Origin of the sequence: Geodermatophilus sabuli, from assembly GCF_900215145.1 — a bacterium.
Classification (GTDB): domain Bacteria; phylum Actinomycetota; class Actinomycetes; order Mycobacteriales; family Geodermatophilaceae; genus Geodermatophilus; species Geodermatophilus sabuli.
Map to the genome: position 1 here is coordinate 252,242 of NZ_OBDO01000004.1, position 20,820 is coordinate 273,061.

Below are 20,820 nucleotides of genomic sequence, written 5' to 3' on the forward strand. Positions count from 1 at the left end.
ATCCGAGCGGAGGACACATGAAGCTCAACGAGATCGGCCTCAGCACGCTGGCCGCGGTCAAGGCCGGCCTGACCCTGACCGGGGACATCCTGGGGTCCTTGAGGTGTGACTGTGGGAGCCAACTCGAGCAGGCTCTCGCGGCGGTGGCAGCCGAAGGCTGCGGCGCGGTCGTCTACCTGCGCGGGCACGAGGGGTGCGGCATCGGCCTCGCCCACAAGATCCGCGCCTACGCGCTACAGGAACAGGGGCTGGACACCGTCGCCAACACCGCCCTGGGACTTCCCGTCGACTTTCGCAACTACGGCGTGGGGGCGCAGATCCTCAGCGACCTCGGCGTCCGTGACGCTGCCGACCGACCGCTGATCCGCGAGCCAGGCAGGGCAAGCCGTCAGGCAGAGCCAAGTTCGGGCTGATCGAGCAGCCACTCCGGATGCTCCAACAGCAGCTCCAGCCCGACTGCCTCCTGGGCGAGCCGGTGCCCACCGGTGAGCACGGCGGCCGCGTCACCGGCCAGCGGTCCCAGCCACGCCGCGGCCGCGCCGGCGGCAGACTCTGCGACGGCGATGGCCGGCGCCTTCCGCCCGTGGGCGAGCAGCGCGGTGTACAGCCGCATCACCGGCTGCACCGGAGGCAGGCCGGCGGCGGTCGCGGTTGCTGACGCCATCGTCGGGATTTCCAGGCCTCGCAGGTCCAGGTCGCCGAAGTACTGGATGCGGGTTGGTACCGGCACCAGCAGCGGCACCGAGGCGACCGACGAGCAGAACTGCTGCCCGCCGCCGTAGCCCACCCACCGGGCTGAGCCGCCGGCTGCGGCGTGTGCGCGGGTGGCCTCCAGCAGGGACGCATACGTGTGGTGGTTCTCCGCGACCAGCAGCGTCACCTCACCGGTCGGGGCGCCGGGCACCCACTGGGCGGCGAAGGGCATCGGCACGGGGTGGCAGCGAAGCAGTTCCAGGGTCAGCGCGTGTGAGGTGAACAGGCGGCTGGCCAGCAGCGTGTCCAGCCGCTTCTCGTCACCAAACAGCTCCAGGCTCCGCTCCCGGACCGGGACGCTGATCCGGTCCGCGCCGCCGCGGCGGAGGAACTCGGCGACGACGTCGAGGACGGTGAACTCATCGGGCCGGCGGGCCATCGCCGCCGCCGGCTGCAGCGCGCTGGGCCAGACCCGGGTCCGGCCCTCCGGTGCCGTGCGGCGGCCCGCGGACGGGCGCCGCACCCACTGCGGCAGCGGTGGGGTGCTGCGGCGGTCGAAGTGCTCGCGGCCGCGGGGCAAGGCGGCGATGTCGCCCCTGTCGAGCTCGATAAGCGCGTCCAGCAGCTCCTGCCGGCCGGTGACCGAGGTGGCCAGCGACCGGTCGAAGTCGACGGCTGCCCGGTACAACACGTCCAGGTCGACGGTCTGCCGGCGGTGCGCGACGACGACGGCGGACAGATGGGCCGCCAGCGGGCTCAGCGCCGGGCTGGGAAGCGCGTCGGTGTTCACACAGGTGCTCCGGTGCGGGTGACGCGCACGCCGGTGATGCCCGGCTCGTCACCGTCAGGGTCGACCGCGGAGCCGCCGCGGGCGGCGACGGTGACGTACCGGCGGTGGCGCAGCGTGCCAGGGCTGTTGCGCAGCCGCAGCACGTTAGGGAACTGCCCGACCGCCCCGAAGTCCTCCACGCCGGTGGTGAACACCAGTTGGACACCGTGAGCGGCCGCGACGTCGCGCTGCAGCCGCAGGAGCTCCACGTGGCTGGCGGTGCCGAGCGGGTTGTCGAGCACCAGCGTTCCGCCGACGTGCCCCTGGCCTCGGTTGACCGCGCGCAGCCTGGCGAGGGTGCAGTACAGGGCGACGCAGACGGTGAGCTTCTCCCCGCCGGAGTACTTCCCCAGCATGGTGATGTCCAGCGGTTCCACGGTCAGCGAGCTGTTCGGCTTGAGCACGGTGACGGTGAACCCGCGCGGGGCGACGGCCTCGTGGACGCAGCGCTTGAGCAGCGACAGCCCCTCGGGCTTGGAGCCCTCGGCGACGATCTGCTCGATGACCGCGCTGATGCGGGCCCGCAGGTCGTCGTCGCTGCCGGGCTTGGTGAAGCGGATGGTGAGGAACTGCTGGTCCGACCACTCCCCGAGCGAGCCGGGCAGCTTGGAGTGCCGCTGCGCGCCGGCGAGGGTGGTGAACACGTCGGTGACAAGGGCCGCCACCTGGGTGACCACCAGAGCCTGGTCCTTGCCGATGTCGGCGAGCAGGCCCAGCAGCACCTGCCGGCGGTCCCGCAGGTTCTGGGCGCGGACGGCGGCGAACTCGGCCAGCTGCTCGGGGTCGTCCGAGAGGAAGCGCTCCTTGAGTGGGTCCTCGATGCCGGTGAACTTCGCCGCGGCGTCGCGGACAGCGTGCGCCGCGCGGCTGACCTTGCCGCGGGCGGTCTCCGCCGCGGCCTTCGCGCCGTTGAGCTCGCCGAGGGTGGCCTGGACCAGAGCCTCAGCGTCGTCGGTGCTGCCGAGGTACGGGCCGACGATCAGCGGCGTGCTGTCGGCCGCTTCTGGCGCGTCCAGCGGCGCCGGGCCGGCGGCATCGCGCAGCCGCTGCACCTGCTGGCCGAACACGCCGGCGAAGGAGCTCGCCTCCAGCGCCTTCGCGCGGGCGTCCTCAGCCTCCCGAGCCAGCGTGGTCGTGCGCGTGGATGCCTCCGTGGCAGCTGCGGCGTACCGAGCGGCCTGCTCGCGGGCGTCGGCGGCGTCGACCGGTTCCCGCTCCAGTTCAGCGGCGCGACGCTCACGCTCGCGGACGGCCGCGGCGTCCCGCACCGCCGCCTCGGCGGCCTTGACCTCCGCGTCGGCGCGCCCGACCTCCTCCGACGCCGTCGACGCCGTCTCGCGGGCGGCGGTGAGAGCGTCCGCGCGGCGACGGACGTCCTGCCCCTCGGGTCGAGTCAGCAGCTCCCCCGCCAGGTCGAGGACGTCAGTGGGCACGCCGGCGAGCTGGCGGGCCGCTTCGGCCTCGCGGGCGATCTGCCGCGCCAACCGGTCGGCGAGGACGGAGTTCGCCGTGACCTGTGCCCAATCGCTGTCGGCGGTCGCGAACCGGCTCTGCAGCGTGGACAGCGGCACCGAGATGTCGTCAGTCACCTCACCGGCGCCGGCGCGCTCGGCGGCGGGCGTCCCCCCGAGCAGGGTGATCGCGGCGGCGTCCTCGCCGTAGCGGACCGCGGTGGCCCGCGCGGACGCGGCGCGCTCGGTCGCGGCGGTGTGCAGCTGCTCCTGCTCGGTGGCCTCTGCTCCCAGCTGCTCGGCATGACCGGTGAGGTCGGTGACGGTCGCGATGAGTTCGTCGAGCTCGGCGCGCAGCCCTGGCAGGGTGGCGACCTGCGCGGCGAGTCCGGTCAGCCGCGCCAGCCGGCCGCCGAGGTCGGTGAGCAGGGTGCTCAGCTGCATCTCGGTGGCGGCGTCGGCCCGGTCGTCGTCGTCGAGGGCGGTGGCCTGCGCGGCGAGGTCAGCCAGCTCGCCGTCGAGGCGGTCGACAGCCTGCTCTGCTTCGCGCAGTTCGGTGGCCAGCGCGTCCAGGTGACCGGCCGGGCAGTCGGTGAGCAGCTTCTGCAGCTCGGCGGCGAGTTCCCGGTCGGCGCGGGCCTGCGCGGTCCAGGCCAGGATCGCTTGCTCACGGCTGCTGCCGCGCCGCTCCCGGTCGGCGCGGTCGGTGTCGGCGGCCCCGGCGTCAAACAGGGCCGCAGTCGGTGCGGCCACCGCCCAGCCCGCCGGTGCCGCGTGGACGGCGGCTTCCAGCTGCGCGGCGGTCGCGACGGGCACGTGGGCGACGGTGGTCAGGGCCGGGTCGGTGAGCACCTGCCGGGCCGGGCCGAGATCGTCGCCGGTGACGACAACGCCGGCGGCCAGCGCCGCCAGCGCAGGGGTCCGCAGCGCGGCGGTGCGGCTGCCGTCGTCGAGGACTTGCCGGAGCAGGTCCCAGCCGGGGCGGGCGGTGATCCCGGCGGCGGTGAGCGCGTCGGTAACCCGCTGGGCATCGCGGGTGGTGGGCAGGAAGCCGGTGGTGGCCAGCGCGTCGAGGGCCCGGATGTCCTCGGCGGCGTCGACGCCGGCGGCGATGACGGCCGCGTCGGCGTCCGTGGCCGCCCGGGTCAGCGTGGCCTGCAGTCGGACCGGATCGGCCCACAGGTCGACGGGAATGTCGGCGTCGAGCTGCAGCAGCTCGTGCAGCCGGTCGTTGGCGGCGAGCGTCGCGGCGCGGTTGGCCAGCTTACCGTGTTCGGTCGCGAGCGCGGCCCGTTCGCTGTCCCAGGCGCTGCGGCGGCCGGTGGCGGCGCGGCGCTGCTCGGCCAGCACGCTGCGCTCGTCGATACGGGTCGCGCGGGCTGCCCGCACGTCCGACAGACGGGTCGTCGCCGACTCCCGCTTGGCGGTTACCGCGGCGACGTGCTCCGACGGGTCGGTGTCCGTGCTGGGGAGGTCTCCGGCGGCGACCGCGCCGGTGAGGGCTGTGGTCACCGCGGTGATCTGCTGCTCGACGGTGTCCCGGCGGGCGGCGGCGGTGGCCCGCCTGCTGTCGGTGCTGCGCTGCTCGGCGCGCAGTCGTCTGCCCTCGGCCGCAGCCGCGGTCGCTTCGGCGGTGGTTTCGGCGTCCTGGCCGGCTTCGGTGGCCTGCAGGCTGCGGTAGCGGGTGCGCAGCGCCAGCGCGGCCTCGTCGCGGCGGTCCCGCTTGGGGGCGTTAGCCTCCTCCTCGGCCTCGAGCTGACGGCGCAGTTCAGCGGCCTGCTCGATGGCCTCGGACTGCTCGGCCAGCGGGCCGACGGCCTCCCATGCGGCGACGGTGCGCGCGGCGCCGCGGGCGAGCGCGGTCCGCTTCTCCAGCTCTGCGGTTGCGGCGATGTGCCGAAACCCCTCGGCGCGCAGCAGCAGTTCGTTGCTGATCGCGCCGAGGCGGGTGCGCTCGCGGTCGGCTTCGCGGGACGCTTCTAGCAGTCCGGGCACCGAGCCGTTGAGCCGCTGCTGGGTGGCGGTGTGCAGGTTGGCGGCTGCGGCGAGCGAGGCGGCGACTGTGTGGGCGTTCTCGGCGGCGTCCCGGGCGGCGTCCCGGGCGTCGGTGGCGGCCGTGTGCTCGGCGGCGAGCGCGTCGAGCTTGCCGGCGAGCGTCTCGCAGAACTGCGCTCCGAGCTGGTGGCGGGGCTTGGCGGCGAGGATGTCGGCGACGTCGCGCAGGTTCTTCGCGACGAGGTCGGGTTCGCCGGGGTCGACGGTGAGATCGATGAGCAGGTCGATGAACTTGCCCGGGGTGTCGAAGGTGAACAGCTCCGCGACGCCGCCCTCGGAGTGGTTCATCTTCTTTTGGTACCGGAACAGCTGGGGGTCCAGGTGCCGCTCGGTCAGCGCGGTCATCCACTGGCTGCGCCCCTCGGTGGTCACCAACTGCAGCTGCTGCGGGTACTCGGCGGCCAGGTTGCGCAGCCGCCGCACGTAGCCGGCGCGGTCGGTCGGCCGGCCGTCGGCTTCGGTCAGCGGGAGCGTGTCGAGGGTGAGGACGCCTGGCGTGGCGGTAAACGCGTAGTAGGTGACCTTCAGCTTGTCCCGGTTGCGGTCGGGATCGGCCGGCTTGCGCCGGTCCTCCCATTCGTACACCGCGCCGGTGACCAGCCGCTGGCCGTCGTCGAACAGGGCGTCCCCGCGGCCGTCGGACCACTCGGCGACGGTGTGGCTGGTGTCGCCGTCGGAGACGTAGTCCTCCAGGTACCGCTTGACGGTCGCACCCAGGAAGTCTCGGCGCAGTGGGAGGACGAGGGCGAAGAACAGGCTGAGCAGGCTGCTCTTGCCGCCGCCGTTGCGCAGCCAGAGGATCGAGTCCAGCGGGTCGCCTCCGGCTGCAGCGGGGGCAGCCAGATCCAGGGTGACGTCGTGGAAGCGTGCGGCCCGGTCACCGACGTTGGCCAGACGGACCCTGCTCAGCTGGTAGCTCACTGGCTCACCCCGTCGTCTTGCTGGATGTCATGCTGCTCAGCCTCCTGGTGCCCGGCTTCATCTGGCCCGGCGCCGCCCAGGTCGACCACGTCCTCGAGGCTGATCGGCGGCTCCGGTGGCACGGTGGCGTCCAAGCCACTGTCGTGCGTGCGCGCCTCGGCAAGCAGCTTGTACGCCTCGTGGCCGCTGAGCTCGCGGACCTGCACGCGGAAGCGCTCCAGCAGCTGGAACGTCTCCGGGCCGTGGCGTTCGGTAAGGCGGGCCAGGCCCTGGTCGGTCAGCCACTGCAGCACGTTGGTGACCCAGTAGGTGGTGCAGGCCGGGGTGAGCCGCCCGGTGGTGCGGCCCTTTTCGGCGCGGCGGACGGCGGGCATCCGCTCGTAGGCGCGCCACGCCTCTTCCAGCCCCTCGTCATCCAACGGCGCGTCGGCGGTCCGTTTGAGATTTTCGCAGGTTTCGCGCAGGAAGCGTTCCAGGTCCGCGACGCGGACGTACCGGACGCGGTCGTCGTCGAAGTCGGCCGGGGTGGGGTAGGCGTAGGCGGCCACGCCGGCGGTGATCAGGCCGACCAGCAGTCGTTGCTCGACGCCGGCGGTGTTGGGCACGTCGGCGAGGCGGGCGGCGAACAGTGAGTCGCGGCGTGGGCCGAGGATCAGCCCGAGGTCAGCGGCGTCGGAGAGCACGACGAGGTCCATGCCGTCGAGGACGTACCCGGTGGCGGTGCGGAACTCCTGCTCGGTGCGGTAGCGGCCCAGCAGTTGCCGGTACATGGTGTCCGCGGCCGGGTTGAGCTTCGGGCGCAGGGCGCAGGTGATCAGCATGCCGACCTCGCGCAGATCGGTCGAGGTGACGGTCACGGGCGCTCCTGGTCGGGTTCTGCCGGCGCGGGGGGCGGGCTTTGCTGCGCCGGGGTCTGCTGAGCAAGGCGGTAGAGGTCGGCCTCGGTGCCGGCGACAAGAAGGTCGTCGCCGGCCCAGCCGTCTACGTGCAGCGGGGCACCGTCGGTGTCGACGACGGCGACCGGGCCGAGCACAGCGGCTGCGGCGTCGACGGCGGCCGCGGTGTCGGTGACCGCCTCGGGGGCATAGGTCCACAAGACGGCGAGCACGAGGAACCGCTCGACGTCGGCGGCCGTCACGCCGTCGGGCATGGTGGCGGTCCGCGCGGCGGTCAGCAGGGTGCTCAGGCGCGCCGGCAGGCCGGTGGCGTCGACGACCGCTGCGGCCGCCGCGATCACTGCGGGCGCGACGGCCGGTGGCTCGTCCTCACCGATCTCCTCGAGGTCCGGCGGAGGCGGGTCCGGTGGGCGTTCCCGACGGGGTGCCAGCAGGTCCTCCAGCAGGTCCCCCAGGCGGATCAGGCGTGGCGGCCGGGGGCCGGCGGTCAGCTCGGCGAAAGCCTCCGCGGGGTCTTGGGCGAGCTTGCGCGGGAGGGCCAGCAGCTCGGTGAACGTGGCGCTGACGTCGGGGTTGCCAATCCGGCCGAGCGGCCGGAAGGACTGCCGAGTCTGTTCTTCGAGGAAGACGTTACGGGCGATAACGATCCGGCCATGCAGCTCGGTGTGCCGGCGGCGGCACTCGTCGAGCAGGGCCGCGATTCGGGCCGCGGTCGCGGCGACGGGGGCGTCCTCGGCGGTGTCCAGGGCGGTACGGATGTGGTCGAGCAGCTTCTGCTCGGCGGTCAGCCGCTCGGCGATGTGGTCCCGGTTGCGGGTCAGCAGTTCCGGCACCTCCTCCGACCACCGGTCGGCGACCGACCTGATGTCGCGAACGGTGTCGGTGAGCAGAGCGCGGACTTCCTCGGCGTACCGGACCGACAGGCCGCGGTTGCGCTCGGCGGCGCGTTCGGCCTGCCCGAACGCGCCGCGTTCCAGCTGCCGGGAGAAGATCAGGTCGTTGGCGGCCTGCTCGTCCTCGACGTCGAACTCCAGGCCGCCGACCAGAGCGTTGATCGCGTCGGTGGTCGCCCGCAGGACGACGGTGTCGCGGCTGCGGTCTTCGTGTTCCGTGACCAGCCGGAACTCCAGGGTCAGGGCCCGGTGGGTGATCTGGTCGGCCTCGAGCGCGTAGTCCGACACTCGGTATCGGAACGGCGCCTCCCGCTCTCGACGGTTCAGCAGGGTGTCCAGGACGTGTTCGGCGACCTCGTCGTGCTCGGTTGCGGGCCGATGCGGGTGCGAGGCCGCGGCCAGCCGTGTGAGGACGTCGACAGCCTCGTCATAGGTGAGCTCGTCGTCGAACCCCTGCCGCGCGATGATCGCGTCGACGGCAGCCAGCGCCAAAGTTGGCAGGTCGTACCGCTGTTCGGCCCACGTCTGCCGGCCGGCGTCACCGGCCAACGGTCGGCCGCGCAGCAGGGCACGGACCCGATCACCGAAGGCGGTGTCGAAGACCGCACGGCTCTCGCTGGTCGTGCCGGGCGGAGCTGACCGACTCGGCTCGAACATCACCACCCCCCTTCTCGCGGGTCACCGTTCACCCCGGCCGTCTGGGGGGAGTTGCCGGAGTGAACCATGCGGCACGGACAAGATCCGCTGGGTCGGTGCACTCCGATCGATCACTCAGACGGGGCGCTAGCGCGCCCCGAACATCCGCTGGAGTACGCGGCCAAGCCCGAGGCGGAGCGGTACTACCAGAGCTTCTCCAGCTGGCCGGACGGCATGCGCGGCGAGCCAGCGCGCTGACCTAATCGCAACGACCAACAGGCCAAGCTGGGCACTTGGGGACAGAAGCGCCCCGGTGCCCAGGTCAGCTGCGCAGATGCCTGTACAGCGACGGTCGGGCGCAGCCGGCCGCGCGGGCGACGTCCGCCAAAGTGTGCCCTGCCCCGGCGGCCTGGCGGATGAGCGCTGACCAGCGGTCGTTCAGCACGCGGTACGCGGCCCAGGCCGCCATCTGCTCGGCGGATCCCCGGCCGTGCATCGCGGTCAGGTCGGCCATGCGCCGGCGAGCCCGCCTGCGGTCGGCGCCGACGTCGCGTAGCTCGGCCAGGCCGCGGCTCGGCTGCTCGGCATCCAGGGCGGGACCGTAGCCGCATGGCGATGGGGGGGTTCGCCCCCGTGGATCGGTCAGTCGAGCAGTCGCAAGGCGCTGGCGGGCCACCAGCCGAGCTCTGCGCCGGAGAAGAACGACTCACCGGTCCATAGGGTGGCCAACCCCAGCCAGGTGCCGTCCTCCAGCTGCATGCGGCCCCACAGCCAGCCGACCACCTTGCGCTCGTCCCCGGTCGTGAGGGCGACTGGTCCCGGCGGTCGCACGTGACCTGTGCGGGGTCGGGCCAGCGCGGCCTCCAGCTCGGAGCCGAGCTGCTCGTCCGGCGTCGGCGCCCACACCGCGTCGACGCTAGGGCCGGAAGCCCCCTGTCATCGGCGCGTCTTCGCACGCATGTTCGACACACTTGTCCGAGGCGCCGCCTACGGTCCGCGGCATGAGCGTCGATGCACTGCGGCAGTTCGCCGCCGACCACCACGGCGTCATCACCGATGAGGACGCCGTAGCTCTCGGTGTGCATGGGCGCCGCGGTCCTCCGCGTTTCGGTAGCTGAGCGCTGCGGTTCTGTCACCGCCAGCGGCTACGGTCGAACGGCTCCGCTCGCCCGGCACCGCTCCAGGAGGCTCCTAGTTGGCTCAGAACCGACGCCGTCGTCCCGTCCGCGGCCGCGCTCCGGGGCACGTGCACGAGCACACTCCACTGCCGGCCAAGCCGGAGGAGTGGCCGTCGGGCCGCGAGATCGCCGCCGTGTGCGACATCGAGAACCTTACGGCCACAGCCATCGGCGCGGTCACCGCCGATGATCTCCTGCGGGCGCTCAAGACGATGCCTCCGCACCACCAGCATTTCGTGCTCAGCGCCCTCGGGCTGCGCAAGGCCGCGACCATCAACCGGGGCATGGCCGCGCAGCTGCTCGCCCGTCTGCGGGGCGGTGAACCGGGCGCGCGCACGGAGCTGTTGCGCGACGTCATCTCCCCGGTCATCTCCGCCCTCGACGGTGGGGCCTCACCCGAGCAGTGGTCGGCAATGCTCGGCAGCGACGACCGCGCGGCCCTGGACGCGTTCGCGGCGCGACCGGCGGTCTCCGACACCCTCGCCGTCGCCGTTCGGACGTTCAGCCCCGCGCTGCTCGCCGCAGGACTGACCGCGGCAATCAACGCCGACACCGCCGCCTCGGCGATCGCGCTGGCCCTCCTCGCCGCCGACTACGACGCGGCGCGGGAAGCGCACGCCGCGCTTCTCCCCGAGCATCCGCAGCTGCCCGCCATCCCCACCTCCACGCTGGCGGAGCTGCTGCCCGCGGAGCGTCTGGCCCGACTCGGCGTGCCCAAGAGCGACATCACCGCCGAGGAGCTCGCCGACCTCCTCGATGACCTGCTCGGCGACGAAGAGAAGGCCGGCGAGCCCGAAGGCGAACAGCCCACTGGCGATACCGGTCCCCTCTTCGCGGGTGCGATCTCCGAGGACGACGTCCAGCGCACCTTGGCGGCGGCGGAGCGGCGGGTGAACGCACCGACGACGGCCGCCGGCGAGCATGCGGCGATCATGGAGCGCGCCGCGGACCTGCTCGCCGAGTGGTCCGACGTCACCGCGGTAGCCGGGCGCGTGCTGCATGCACTGCAGGCCGGTGACATTCCGTCGCCACCCGCTGTCCTGCAGGTGCTGAACTTCGCCGCCTTCGGTCAGGCCGTCGTCAACAAGCTGCAGCGCGCCGTCGGCACCGGCGTCCTCCCGACCCGCGACGGCGTGGACCAGGCACTCACCGCCCTCGAGGAGCGTGAGGCCAACGCGTCCGAGGACGTGTGGCTCCGACGTCTCACCATGCTGCAGGGCCCGCCCGCGCTCGACGATGCGCTCGACGACGTTCGAGTGGCCGCCGCCGACGCTCTCGCCGACAGCAGCATCGCCCGGGACGACCTACGCGGCCTGTGGCGGCTGCTGGAGCTGACGGCCGCCGCCCGGCGCGGTGAGCACATGGACTTCGCCGAGCTGGCCGCTGCCCAGAGTGGCGCGAATGCCGCCTGGCCCAATGCTGGCGCGGTCATCACCGCGGCCGCGGTCGGCGCGGTACATCTCCCGGAGGAGACCGCCGCTCCCGCAGCGACCGGACTCGAGCCGGGCACGAAGGGAGGGCCTGCTCGCGACTCGTCCACCGCAACCACCGACGACGCGGCCGTTCAGACCCCGGGCCATGACTTCGCGGCCGACCACGAAGTCAACATCGCGCCCACGGCATCCAGCTGCGACGTGCCCGACAGCGACCACAGCGCCCTCGCCGCCGAGCCCAACGCCACCGGAGCCGACGACAGCGAAGGCGCGGACATCGACGACGACGACGACGTACCCGGCCACACCGCCGAGGCGTCGGCCGAGCCTGCTGCAGCGTCGACCCTGCCGGCCGAGGAGGGCCTTGCCTCCTACGCCTTGAACCCCCGCGACACGAAAGACCTCGACGAGCCCGACGACCTCGAAGACCTCGACGCTCTGCTGGACGCCGGGGCCGGCGCGGCTCTGGCCGCCGTCAGCGGACCCCGCCGCCGAGCCACTACGCCCCCAGTTCCGCCCACCCCGCTTCTGAGCGCTCCTGTGCCGGCGGCGGCCGCGGACAGCGACGGCGAGGTGGAGCCCGCGGAGTTGTTGTCCGTCGCGGCCGCGCTGCTACCCGCCGAGCGGTTCGGCCTGGCCGCCGACCTGCTGGAGTCCTCCGGCGCTCCGCAGGCCCCGGTGGCCGCCCGCCGCCTCACCGCCTACGCCACCCAGCTGACGTCCCCTACTGGGCACCTGGCGTCCGCGTTCGCCGAAACCGCGACGCAGGTGAGCCGCGACGCGCTCGGTGAGGACCGCGGCGGGCAGCTCCTCGCGCTGGCCGCTGCCGCCCGCGTGGCGCTGCTGGCCCCGTCCGCGGGCCCGGCCAGCGTGCTGATGGACCTGCTGCCCTGCGTCAGCGAGCGTCCCGCGCTCACCGAGGCGTTGACCGCGTTCGCCGACGCCAGCCGCACCGGCATCGTCGTCCTCGCCGAGACCGCCGACGTGGTCGGCACGCTGGCCGCAGCCGAGACCGCCGCTGCTGACGCTGCCGCGGCGGCCGCCGAGCTGGTCTCCGGCGCGGCCCGCCGCGTCATCAAGTACATCCCCGCCAACGGCGTTTACCAGGCGTGGATGAACCCCGACGGCGACCTCGGCGCGCTACTCACGCAGGTCGCGGCCAACGACCCGTCCACTGTCGCCGCCGTCCGTGACGCCGTCGTGAAGCTCCGCGGCAAGGCGAACAAGGCCATCGACACGACCTTCGCCGCGCAGCGGCGCAACAACTCCAACCGGATCGTTGCTGGCTCCCGCAGCTCGCTGGTGGCCCGCTGGGAGGAAGCGGTCGAGCTCGCTGCCCGCTGGACCGCCCTGGCGGAGCGGGTCACCGAGCGGCAGGCGGCGATCGCCGCCGGCGCCTGGCAGGCTGGCCCGCTCACCAAGCTGCGGCATCGCGTCGGAGCGGTGCGCGAGGACGCGCTCGTCGAGCTCGCCGCGGTGCAGAAGCGGGAGGAGCCGATCGCCGCTGCCGCCGTGGAGGCAGCACGGGAGCTGATCGCCGAGGCCTTCGCCATCTGCGACGGCGGCGTCCCCGACGGCCCCGAGCCGCCGGCCGCGTTCGCCGCGCACGCCGAGTTGCTGGCCACCGAGCTGCCGCTGGCGCCCGACACCCTGCTGCCCGACGGTGGCCTGTCCGCCGAGCACCTTCCGGCGCTGCTCGCGCTGGCCGGCGCCGACCCGGTCGACACCGCCACCATGTACGCCATCCGCGCCGAGCACGGCGACCACGACCTGACCGCCGCACTCATCGCCGGGCTACGCGCCGGCGACCCCACGACCGCGGCCGCCCTCGACCGACGGCGCAGCGCGGACATCACGGCGCAGGCCGGCACCGTCGTCGACGAGGTTGCCGCGCTGGCCACCCTCATCGACACCCGGCGGCTGGCCGGCACGCTCGACGACCAGCCCTGGGCGGCGCTCGCCGCCCGCGCCGAGGCGCTGGCCGACCCGACCCGACGCGACTTCGGCCGCATCCGGGCCGCGGTCGTCGAGGTGTCGGCCGAGCTGGACGCGCACGGGCAGCGGCGGATCGCCGCGACCCTCGACCGGATCGACGAGCGGGCCCGGGACAACGCCGCCGTGGCTGAGAACGGCGACTTTCTCGCCGACCTCGCCCGCGGCGGACAGGTTGCCAGCGCCGAGGAGTACCTCGAGACCATCCTGGCCGGTGGTCACCTTCCCGCCATGAGCGACCGCGTCGACCACCTGGCCCGCTTCTTCCCCGCCATCCCGCAGCTGGCCGTGGACCGACCGGCGCTGCTCGCCGAGCTGCACGCCGCCCTCAGCGGCCGCGACGTCGGCGACGGTGCCGAGACGCAGACCGTCGGCTTGAACCTGGCGGCACTATCGGAAGCCCGCCGCGACGCCGGCCGCAAGGCGTTGGGCTCGTGGATGGCGTTGACCGGCCGCAGCAAGGCCGCCCCGAAGGTGGACGTGCCCACCGCCTTGCAGGCGGTGCTGGCCCAGGCCGGGCTGGAGTTCGCCGAGGCGAAGGCCGAGCCGACCACCGCCCGGCACGGCGGGCGCCAGTGGATGCGGCTGTCCGGGGTCACCGGCCTTGGCCCGGCGCTCACCCCGGCGCTGGGGTCGGCGATGAGCCCCGACGGCGGCACGCTGCGCGTACTGCTGGTCAAGCAGGCCCCGACCCCGGCGACGCTCATCGAGTGGATGAGCTCTGAGACGCCCGACCACACCGTGCTGACGTTGTGGCTGGCCGGAGCGCTCAGCCCGTCCGACCGGCGGGCGATCGCCGACGCCGCCCGCGGGCGGCCGAACCCGCCGCTGATGCTGCTTGACGCCGCCGCGCTGGCATACCTGGTGTGTCAAAACGAGCCGCGGCGGGCGACGTTCGAGGCCACCGCGCTGCCGTTCACGGCCGCCAGCCCCTACCGCGACACCCCCGGCGACACTCCGCGGGAGATGTTCTACGGGCGCACCGACGAGCTCGCCGCCGTCGTCGACCTCAACGGGCCGTCGTTCGTCTCCGGCGGTCGGCAGCTGGGCAAGTCGGCGCTGCTGCGCGTCGCCAAGCGCCGCTTCGAGGAGACCGAGGGTCGGCACGCGGTCCTCATCAGCGTCTTCACCGTCGGCGGCGACGGGCGGCCCGAGCGGCTGTGGGGTGTGCTGTGGCCGCACCTGGCCCGACTGGGCATCGTGGACAACGTCCCGCCGACCGGCCTCGAGGTCGACCTGGCCGAGGTCGTGTACGCAGCGGTGCTGCGATGGCTAGAGGCCGACCCGAGGCGCGCGCTGCTCATCCTTCTCGATGAGGCCGACGCGTTCCTCGACGCCGACGCCGCCGGCGCCCTGTTCAAGCACGTCGACACCTGCCGGCGGCTCATGTGGGACTCCAACCGGCGCGCGAAGGTCGTGTTCGCCGGTCTGCACCGCACCGCCCGGTTCGAGTCACTGCCCAACCAGCCGCTGTCGCACCTCGGCCGGCCGATCAGCGTGGGACCGCTGCGCCCGCAGCACGCCCACGACCTGATCACCGAGCCGCTGGCCGCGCTCGGGTTCACATTCGACGACAACCGGGCCCTTCCGGCGCGGATCCTGGCGATGGCCAACAACATGCCGGCGCTGCTGCAGCTGTTCGGTCAGCAGTTGGTCGCGCAGCTGACCGCCCAGCCGGTCCCCGCCGACGGGCCACCGCAGGTCATCACCGATGACGACGTCGACGACGTGTTCGCCAACGCCGAGCTGAAGGCCGCCTTCCGCGAGAAGTACGTGCTGACGCTCAACCTCGATCATCGGTACCTCGTTATCGCCTACTGCGTGGCCGCGGCCGCGCACGAGCACGGCGTCGACCGCAGCCTCAACCTCGTCGAGTTGTCCGACATGGCCCGGCAGCACTGGCCGGAGGGGTTCAGCGCCGTCGGCGCCGACGACTTCCGCGGCCTGGTCACCGAGTGCGTCGACCTCGGCGTGCTCGCCGGCGGCGGCGGCCGGTACCGGCTGCGGACGCCGACGGTGCTGCGGCTGCTGGGCACCGAGGAGGAGGTGCTGGAGACCCTCTACACCGCCTCTGAGCGGATGGTCGTGCCCTCGGTGTCCGACGCCGGGTCGTTCCGACGCCGCGTCGGGGAGGGCAGTCGATCCCCGCTGACCGAGGGGCAGCTCGGGCGGCTGTTCGACGCCCGCCGGCAGGTGCTCACCGTGACTGGCTCGCCCGCCCTCGGCGGCGACGCGGTGCTGTCAGCGGTGGAGGCCGCGTGGGACGAGGAGGCCCACCGCGTCGGCGCGGTCACCCGGGTGCGCACCGCCAGCCCCGACGGCATCCGCGGCGCGGTTACCCGGGTCGGCGCCAGCAGCGCGCTACTGCTCGTCGACGGGCAGAACCTGACGATCCAGAAGCTCTGCGAGCTGCTGTCGGCGGCCGAGGTCGCCGTCGCCGACGCCGCGCGGGACGTGACGGTCGCGATCGTCACCGCCCCGACCAACGCCGCGGCGTGGGCGTCCTTGGCCGCCCGCATCGACCTCGACCGGCTCGACGAGCCCGGGCTGCGGATGTGGTGCGACGAGGACGGACTGCCGTTCCGCGACGAGGACTCCCGGGCGCTGCTCATGGCCGCCACCGGCGGATGGCCGCGGGTCGTCGCCCAGGCCGCCCAGTTGGCCGCCGCGGCCGGGCCGGCGACCGGCAGCGCCAAGGTTCTCGCCGACCTGGACGCGTGGCTGAACCGCGTGGGCGGCCACCGGCTGGCCGTCGGCGCCGGCCTCGGGCCCAACACCCCGGCGCTGACCGAGGCCTTCCGCTCTGCGGTCGACCTGTGCGGCCCGGACGGCGAGACTCCCGAGGTGCTCGCCGAGCTTCTCGAGCTCGACGACCGCGTCGACCTGGCCGCCCTCGCCCAGGCCGAGCGCTTCGACTCGCTGACCGACGTCATCGCCGCGCTCACCGCGCTGGGCTGCCTGACCGTCACCGCCACCGGCCGGCTGCGGCCGGAGCCAGTGCTCGCCGCGCACCTGCCCGGCCCCGACGGCTCGCACCGCACCACCGGGAGCGCCGCGTGAGCCCACCGGACGGTGCGGTGGCCGCCGTCGCAGCACTGCCCGACGGGGTCCGCGCCGTGCTGCACGCCGCCGCCACGGTGGTCGCCGAGCGCGCCAAGCAGCCGGTGCACCCCGACGAGGTCGTCGCCGACCCGCAGGGCGTCCACCAGACGCTGATGCTGCTCGAGCGGTCCGCCGGGCTGCGCGCAGCCGTCGCCCGCCGCTCCCCCCCGGCGGCCCCCGACACCGCAGGCGACGACGTCATCGACGGCGCGGAGCTCAGCGCCGGGCTGACCGCCCGCAGTGACGATGAAGCCGCGCGCGCCGCGGCCGGGGTGCGGGCGCTGCTCGACGACCACCGCCGCGCAGCACGGCGGGCCGCGCGGGGTGCCGCCCGCGCCGCCCGTACGCCGGCCGCCGAACGGGACGAGCAGCGGCAGGTGCAGCGGCTGGCCGAGGTGCGCGCGGCCCGCGACGCCGCCCGCGCGCAGCGCGACCAGGCTCTCGCCGAGGCGGCGGCGCTGCGCGACGACGTTGCCGAGATCACCGACGAGGTGTCAGCGACCATCGCTCGCGCCGAGGCCGCCGAGGCACAACTGGCCGCGGCCCGCGCCGCGGCCGCCGACCCGGTGCAGGCGGCAGCGGCGCTCGCGGCCGCACTCACACCCGGTACCAGCAGCGCGCTGCGCGACTCCCGCGGTGTCGGCCCCGGCGAGCCCACCCGCGTCGACCCCGGCCGCGGGCCGACCGGCCCGGCGCTCGACGTCGACCGGCTCGCCGCCGCCGTCCGCTCAGCCGGCCTGCCGGCCGACCTGGCGCCCACCGCTGCGACCTGGCTGCCGGCGCTGTTGGCCGCGTTTGCCGACCCGCCCCGCCCGACGGTGCAACTGTCCGAGCGCGACCTGTGCGTCGACGTGCTCGGCGGGGGTGCGGAGATCGGCGGCTCCTGTGTGCTGGTCACCGCCGGCGGTTCCCGCATCCTCGTCGACGCAGGCACCCGGCCCGGCGCCACTCCCGCCGGTCCGCCGCGGATCGCCGAGGCGCTCGCCGCGCGGCTGGACGGCATCGTCATCACACACGCGCATAACGACCACGCCGGCTGGGTGCCGACCATTCTCACCCAGCAGCCGGACGTGCCGGTGATCGCCACCGAAGCCACCGCCTCACTGCTGGCCACGATGTGGTTCGACTCGGCGAAGGTGATGGCCCGCCGGCGCTCCGACGACGGGGACATCGGCCCGCTGCCGCCCTACGGCCGCGACGACGTCCGCCACACCCTCTCCCGGTTGCAGACGGCCCCGTTCGGCCGACGGCGACGGCTCGGAGAGCTGGAGATCGAGCTGTTCCCCGCCGGACACATCGTCGGCGCCGCGGGCGTCGTCGTGCACGCCGGCGGGCAGCGGGTCGTGGTGTCCGGCGACGTGTCCCGGCCCGGGCAGCGGACCGTCGGTGGCATCGACGTCCCCGACGCGGCCAAGGGCGCGAACCTGCTGCTGCTTGAGTCGACGTACGCCGGCTCCGGGCGGCTGCCTCCACGTCATGTCGCGGCCACCGACCTCGTGCGGACGGTCGCGACGATCACCGGCGCTGGCGGGCGGGTGCTGGTGCCGGCGTTCGCGCTCGGCCGGGCGCAGGAGGTCGCGCTCACCCTCGCCGAGGCGCTGCCAGACGTCGACGTGCTCATCGACGGGTTGGCGCGGGACGTGTCGGCGGTCTACGAGCAGTACGCCGGCCCCGACGGTGCCGCGATGAAGATCTTCGGCTCCCGGGTGCGGGCAGTGCCGCCACGCGGCACCCGCGACGCGATCGCGAGTCTCAAGAGCGGGGTGGTCATCGCGACGTCGGGCATGCTCACCGCCGGGCCGGCGGTCAGCTGGGCGAAGGCGATCCTGCCCGACCCGACGTCGGGGCTGATGGTCGTCGGCTACCAGGACGAGGACTCGCCCGGCGCGCGGTTGCTTGCGCTGGCAGAGAACGGCGGCGGGGAGTTTGAGCTTCTCGCGCCTGACGGGACGCCGACCAGCGTGCCGGTGCAGGCGCAGGTGAGCAGCTACAAGCTCGGTGCGCACGCCAGCGCCGATGAGCTGGCGACCATCACCCAGGAGGTCGGCGCCGGTGCGGTGATGCTGGTGCACGGCGAGGCCCGCGGGCAGGCGACGTTCGCCGAGCGTCTCGCGCTGCGCGGGCAGGCCACCGTGCCCGCCGGCGGCTGGTCCCCGGCGTGACCGGTCCGGCAGGGGAGGCCGCGGCCGGGTTGTCGCAGGTAGTCCGCCGCGGCGACCTGCGGCTGCGGGTGCCCGGCGCCAGCGTGCGCCGGCTGTCCCCGACACCGTTCGACGGCGAGCTGCTCTCCGCCGTCGACGCGGCCGCCGCCGGCGGGTTGCCGCTCGCGCTAGTGGTGCCGCTGCCGGCGGCCGACATCCCGATCATGCTCGGCGCGGCCGCGGTCACCGCGGAGATCACCCGCAGCTGGAGCGTGGCGGTGTCGGCGACCGTGGTGTCGTCCCGGCTGTCGCAGCGGACCCGCTACGACCAACTGCACGTCCGCGACGCCGCCCTCTCCTCGATTCTTCCCCGGGCGCGCCTGGACGCCGACGGAGCCGTCGTCCCGATCGGCGACCCGTTCCCCGCGGCCGGTGGTGGGCGGCTGGTGCTCACCGGCGACCTCGAGCGGGTGCCGCCGTTCGGCGGGGCGCTGGTCGTCGACGGGACCGGCGGCGCTGGCGGGGATCTCGCCGCGCTGCTGCGGACCCGCCGCGCGGTCATCTACATCACTGACAACCCGTTCGACGCCGCCCTAGACGCCGTCCGGGCCGCCGGCGGTGCGGTGTGGGCGTTCGACCCGGCGACGCTGGCCCGGCTCGCCGGAGATTCGCCCGCCCCGCCGTCCGGTGCTTTGAGGGAGGAAGACCCCGCGGTCGCCGCGCCGTCCAGATTGCTCCGGGCCGCCGGCGCCGCCACCCGGCAGGTGTGGGCGCCGGCAACCGACACCGACCTCGACGGGGCGCTGCATGCGGCGTGGGTGGCGCTCAGCGCGTTGCCCGCCGGCCGTGGACCCGCCGCCGCGGTAGCGCTGCGGTGGGCGTGGGGCACGTTCGCGACGTTCGCGCTGCTGCCAGTCGACGCCGCCGGCTACGACCGGCACGTGCCCCGCGGGCCGTACTCCACCCGGCTGGCCGACGCACCCGACCATGCTCGCGCGGTGGCTGCGGCCGCGGCGCAGACCGGTGGCGCCGCACCCTGGACGTCGGTGGCCGGCGCCTTCGCCGGCCTGCTACGGACCTCCGGCAGCGCCCCCAAGCTGCCGCTGGTGTCGCAGTGGCTGGCCGGCGTCGTGGACGGCGGGCAACACGGTCTGCTGGTCACCCGGAACCGGGCGGCCGTGGAGGCGCTCACCGCCGCGCTGCAGGAGTCGACCGGGACGCCGTTCGGCTGGCAGGCACGCGCGCGCATCGTCGGGATCCGCGACCTGCTGTTAGGCCGGGTGCCGGGGCTGCCGGTCGACTCGATGCTGCTGACCGGGCCGGTCCCCCGCGCGTACGCCAGCCTCGTCGCTGCGCCGGCCGCCGCCGAGGTGACGGTGCTGGGCGCCGGTGACTGGGAGGCCGAGCGCGCCGCTCGGCAGGCAACGCAGACGCTTCGGGCGCTGGCTGAGCTGCGCCGCGAGACAGTGGCGGTCACCGCCCCGCTGCTGAGGCTGCAAGCCGACGGTCCGGGTGCTGCGGAGCCGGTGACCATCCGCCGGGACGGCGCGGTCCTCCCCCCGCCACCCGATGGCGGGTCCTCGCCGTGGGAGCCGTTCTCCGCCGCCGTGCAGGCGGTGCTCGCTGCCGAGCGCCGTGGCCGGCCCGACGACGACGGCGACGCTCCTCCCCCGGCTCGCGACGGCGAGGACGGGGAGGCAGCGCAGGTGCCGGCGCTGCTGGTGACGTTCACCGACGGGCAGGGGCTGCTGCTGGCGCCCAACGACCCGGTGTACCGCCGCGCCGGTGACGAGGTCCGCAAGGTCGCGGCCAAGGCGCTGGTGCACGGCGACTGGGTGGCGCTGGTCGACGCCACCACCCGGCGGGACCTGTTCGACACCGTCATCGCCGCGCTAGCCGGGGTCGACATGCAGTACCACCTGCTGACGGTGATGCGGGACGTGTGGCGCCAGCGGGTCGACGTCGCCCGCGGCTGCGGACTCACGCAGCGGGAGATCCTCGCCCGGATGCAGGCCGGCCCCGACCCGACCGGCGTGACGGCGGAGACGACCATCGGTTCGTGGCTACGGCATGACGCAGTGCCGCTGCGCGCCGAGGACGTCTCCCGGTTCGCTGCTGCCGTCGGCGACGCCGAGCTCCGCCGCAACGGAGCCGCGGTCGGCGCCGCGCTACTACACCTGCGGAGCATCCACCAGCAGGTCGGGCGGCGCCTCACCGCGCAGATCACCGGCGCGCACGTGCACGCCGCGGAGACCCTCGTCGACGCGCAGCTGCGGATCCACGCCGGCGACCTGCTCGAGGCCGTGACCGTGCACGAGGTCGACGACGTCGGCTCGAAGCTGATCGCCGTTCCGGCAGCCCTGCTCGGAGTGCTGCTCGACGCCGACACCCGCACCGCGGTGCATGCCTCCGCACCACCGGTGGCACCCCGCGGCGACCGCTGACCAGGCCGGTCATGGCGCCGCGAACACCCGGGTGGACGCATCCTCACGCAGATCCTGTTGACAGCTGCAGCCGGTCCGGTCAAGCTGCCCGACACAACTACACACCGTAACCACCCACAGGGCGGGCGAGGACCTCGAGGTCTGGACCCGTCCCCT

At 74.1% G+C, this 20,820-nt stretch carries 11 protein-coding genes; 5 read left to right on the top strand and 6 right to left on the bottom strand.

The window, feature by feature from the left end; translation table 11 throughout:
- The first annotated feature begins 17 nt into the window (after positions 1-17).
- Positions 18-413, top strand: coding sequence for a bifunctional 3,4-dihydroxy-2-butanone-4-phosphate synthase/GTP cyclohydrolase II (locus CRP39_RS11625; RefSeq protein ID WP_281253768.1), 396 nt, complete (start codon positions 18-20; stop codon positions 411-413).
- Here CRP39_RS11625 and CRP39_RS11630 read toward each other — a convergent pair.
- The 6 genes from CRP39_RS11630 to CRP39_RS11655 form a co-directional block, all read right to left on the bottom strand.
- Complete coding sequence (locus CRP39_RS11630) at positions 389-1,483, bottom strand: hypothetical protein (protein ID WP_097206543.1); 1,095 nt, start codon at positions 1,481-1,483, stop codon at positions 389-391. The two genes, CRP39_RS11625 and CRP39_RS11630, sit on opposite strands and share 25 nt — an antisense overlap.
- Positions 1,480-5,949 carry a coiled-coil domain-containing protein gene (locus tag CRP39_RS26795; protein ID WP_097206544.1) on the bottom strand — a complete coding sequence of 1,490 codons (4,470 nt, stop codon included), beginning with the start codon at positions 5,947-5,949 and terminating at the stop codon, positions 1,480-1,482. The genes CRP39_RS11630 and CRP39_RS26795 overlap by 4 nt, the downstream gene beginning before the upstream one ends.
- Positions 5,946-6,806, bottom strand: a complete 861-nt coding sequence (locus CRP39_RS11640; RefSeq protein ID WP_097206545.1) for a hypothetical protein — start codon at positions 6,804-6,806, stop codon at positions 5,946-5,948. The genes CRP39_RS26795 and CRP39_RS11640 overlap by 4 nt, the downstream gene beginning before the upstream one ends.
- Positions 6,803-8,395: a hypothetical protein gene (locus CRP39_RS11645; RefSeq protein ID WP_143426617.1), complete on the bottom strand. Its 1,593-nt coding sequence runs from the start codon at positions 8,393-8,395 to the stop codon at positions 6,803-6,805. The genes CRP39_RS11640 and CRP39_RS11645 overlap by 4 nt, the downstream gene beginning before the upstream one ends.
- Before the next feature lie 301 nt (positions 8,396-8,696).
- Positions 8,697-8,888 carry a helix-turn-helix domain-containing protein gene (locus tag CRP39_RS11650; RefSeq protein WP_097206547.1) on the bottom strand — a complete coding sequence of 64 codons (192 nt, stop codon included), beginning with the start codon at positions 8,886-8,888 and terminating at the stop codon, positions 8,697-8,699.
- Between the two features lie 128 nt (positions 8,889-9,016).
- Positions 9,017-9,280, bottom strand: coding sequence for a hypothetical protein (locus CRP39_RS11655; RefSeq protein ID WP_097206548.1), 264 nt, complete (start codon positions 9,278-9,280; stop codon positions 9,017-9,019).
- Between the two features lie 95 nt (positions 9,281-9,375).
- Here CRP39_RS11655 and CRP39_RS28030 point away from each other — a divergent pair, with 95 nt between their 5' ends.
- From CRP39_RS28030 to CRP39_RS11670, 4 genes are all read left to right on the top strand, one after another.
- Entirely contained in the window at positions 9,376-9,492 is a 117-nt protein-coding gene (locus CRP39_RS28030; protein ID WP_281253769.1) for a type IV toxin-antitoxin system AbiEi family antitoxin domain-containing protein, read from the top strand.
- Between the two features lie 77 nt (positions 9,493-9,569).
- Entirely contained in the window at positions 9,570-16,037 is a 6,468-nt protein-coding gene (locus tag CRP39_RS11660; protein WP_143426618.1) for a hypothetical protein, read from the top strand.
- Positions 16,034-18,241: an MBL fold metallo-hydrolase gene (locus CRP39_RS11665; protein ID WP_097206550.1), complete on the top strand. Its 2,208-nt coding sequence runs from the start codon at positions 16,034-16,036 to the stop codon at positions 18,239-18,241. The genes CRP39_RS11660 and CRP39_RS11665 overlap by 4 nt, the downstream gene beginning before the upstream one ends.
- Entirely contained in the window at positions 18,238-20,664 is a 2,427-nt protein-coding gene (locus CRP39_RS11670; protein WP_097206551.1) for a DISARM anti-phage system protein DrmE domain-containing protein, read from the top strand. The genes CRP39_RS11665 and CRP39_RS11670 overlap by 4 nt, the downstream gene beginning before the upstream one ends.
- The last annotated feature ends 156 nt before the right edge of the window (positions 20,665-20,820 follow it).